Origin of the sequence: Ramlibacter sp., from assembly GCF_035706265.1 — a bacterium.
GTDB lineage: Bacteria > Pseudomonadota > Gammaproteobacteria > Burkholderiales > Burkholderiaceae_C > Ramlibacter.
In genome coordinates, this window is record NZ_DASSVG010000629.1 from 1 (window position 1) to 2,029 (window position 2,029).

Consider the following 2,029-nt stretch of genomic DNA (forward strand, 5'->3'; position numbering starts at 1 on the left):
TGGTGGAAGTGGTGAACGATCCGCACCTGCACGCCCGCGGCGCGCTGAAGTGGATCGACCACCCCGAGTACGGCCGCATCGTCGTGCCGACCACGCCGTTGCGCTTTTCCGGCGACGATGCCGCGGTGCCCTACGAGCCGAGTGCGCGTCTCGGCGAGGACACGATGGCGATCCTGGCGCAGCGGCTGGCGCTGAGTGCGGCCCAGGTCGAGGAACTGCGCGCCCAGCAGGTGCTGTGAAGCCGGCGCGCTGCCCGCAAGGGCAGCGCTGGGCGGCCCCCGATGCTCAGATCACCTCGCCGCCGTTCGGGCTGATCACCTGGCCCGTGATGAAGTCGGCCTCGCGCGACGCCAGGAAGGCGACCAGCCACGCCACTTCCTCCGGCTCGCCGCGCCGCCCCAGCGGCACGTTGGCCAGCAGGTCGCGCTTGTACTCCTCGCTGTCCGCGAAGGCGCCCAGGATGGGCGTGCGGACGCGGCCTGGTGCCACGGCGTTGACCTGGATGTTCCACTCGGCGAATTCCCGCGCCCAGGCCTTGGTCAGCCCGATCAGTGCCGCCTTGGCCCCCGCATAGTGCGAGCCGCGCTTGCGCCCCGCCATGCCCAGGATCGAAGAAGTGTTGACGATCTTGCCCCGGCGCCGGCGCTTCATGCCAGGCAGGACGGCACGCGTGCAGTACCAGCTCCCCATCACGTGGATCTGGAACATGCGCTCGAGTTCGTCGTCGCGCACCTCGTCGAAGGGCTGGCGCCGGCTGGGGATGCCGGCGTTGTTCACCAGGATGTCCACTTCCCCGAACTGCGCGGTGGTTTGCGCGATCGCCTCGGCAATCGCTGCCGACGCTCCCACGTCGGCGACGCAGGCCAGGGCGCGGCCCCCGGCGGCGACGATTTGGGCCACCGTCTCGTCGGCGCCTTCCGCATTCACGTCGTTGACGATCACGGCCGCGCCGCGCTCCGCGAGCACGACGGCGTCGGCCCGGCCGAGGCCGGATCCAGCGCCGGTGACGAGGGCGATTCGCCCTTCCAATGGTTTCATGCTTTCCTTCCTTGAAATCGAAATGTCGTTGCCGCCGGGACGCACGCCCGGCCCGCGAATCACTGGGTCAGTTCCAGCTTCAGAGGCGTGATCACCTTGCCCCACACCTGTGCCTGCCGTTGCATGAAGTCCCCATAGGCTTCAGCCGAGAGAATGGGCCCGTCGGAGGCGTCGGCGCGCAGCCGCTCGCGCAGTTCCGACGCCTGCAAGCTCGCGTTCACGGCCTGGTTGAAGCGGTTCACGATCGTCGCCGGCGTGCCGGCCGGCGCCACGATGCCGAACCAGGAGTAGGCCACCGCCTCGGGGTAGCCACTTTCCACCATGGTCGGGATCGTGTCAGCAGCCGGCACGCGGTGGTCACTGAACACGGCGAGGATCTTCAGCTTGCCGCTGCGCGCGTACGGCAGGTAGTTGGTGAGCCCGTCGAAGGTGGCGTGGACTTCGCCCGCGACAACGGCGGTCAGTGCCGGGGCGGAGCCCTTGTACGGGATGTCGCGCAAGACCGTGCGCGTGGCGCCCTTGAACATCTCGCCCACCAGGTGCGAAGATGCCCCCTGTCCCACGGTGGAGTAGGTCAGCTGCCCGGGGTTGGCTCGCGCATGCGCGACGAACTGCTGCAGGTTGCTGGCCGGCACCGACGGATGCGCAACCAGCGCGAAGGGAACCGTGCCCACCAGCGCCACCGGAGTGAAGTCGGTCGGCTTGTAGGGCAGCTTCCTGAACAGAAGCGGATTGGTGGTGAGCGTGGTTGCCGCCGCCATCAGGAAGGTGTGGCCGTCGGGCGCCGCCTTGGCCACCAGCTCGGCGCCCAGGATGGTGCTGGCGCCGGGGCGGTTCTCCACCACGATCGCCTGGCCGAGCTGCTCGCTTGCCTTCTGTGCCACCAGGCGAGCCAGCACGTCAGTGAGCCCGCCCGGCGGATAGGGCACCACCAGCCGGATGGGTCGGGCCGGCCAGGCCGGGGCCTGTGCCAACAGCGGGCCGGGCAGGG

The 2,029-nt window shown here is 69.5% G+C and carries 3 protein-coding genes; 1 reads left to right on the plus strand and 2 read right to left on the minus strand.

The window, feature by feature from the left end:
* Nucleotides 1–239, plus strand: a 239-nt coding sequence (locus tag VFM98_RS22655; protein ID WP_325112156.1) for a CoA transferase, incomplete at its 5' end; no start/stop codon positions are given.
* 46 nt (nucleotides 240–285) lie between these two features.
* Here VFM98_RS22655 and VFM98_RS22660 read toward each other — a convergent pair.
* The gene (locus VFM98_RS22660) at nucleotides 286–1,038 is read right to left on the minus strand and encodes an SDR family NAD(P)-dependent oxidoreductase (protein ID WP_325112157.1); all 753 of its coding nucleotides are present in this window, start codon (nucleotides 1,036–1,038) and stop codon (nucleotides 286–288) included.
* A 59-nt stretch (nucleotides 1,039–1,097) separates the two neighbouring features.
* A partial coding sequence (locus tag VFM98_RS22665) for a tripartite tricarboxylate transporter substrate binding protein (RefSeq protein WP_325112158.1) occupies nucleotides 1,098–2,029 on the minus strand: 932 nt, incomplete at its 5' end.

Bases quoted from the DNA above. Each gene is read 5' to 3' on its own strand.
- VFM98_RS22660 (WP_325112157.1), bottom strand. From the start codon at position 1,038: ATGAAACCATTGGAAGGGCGAATCGCCCTCGTCACCGGCGCTGGATCC.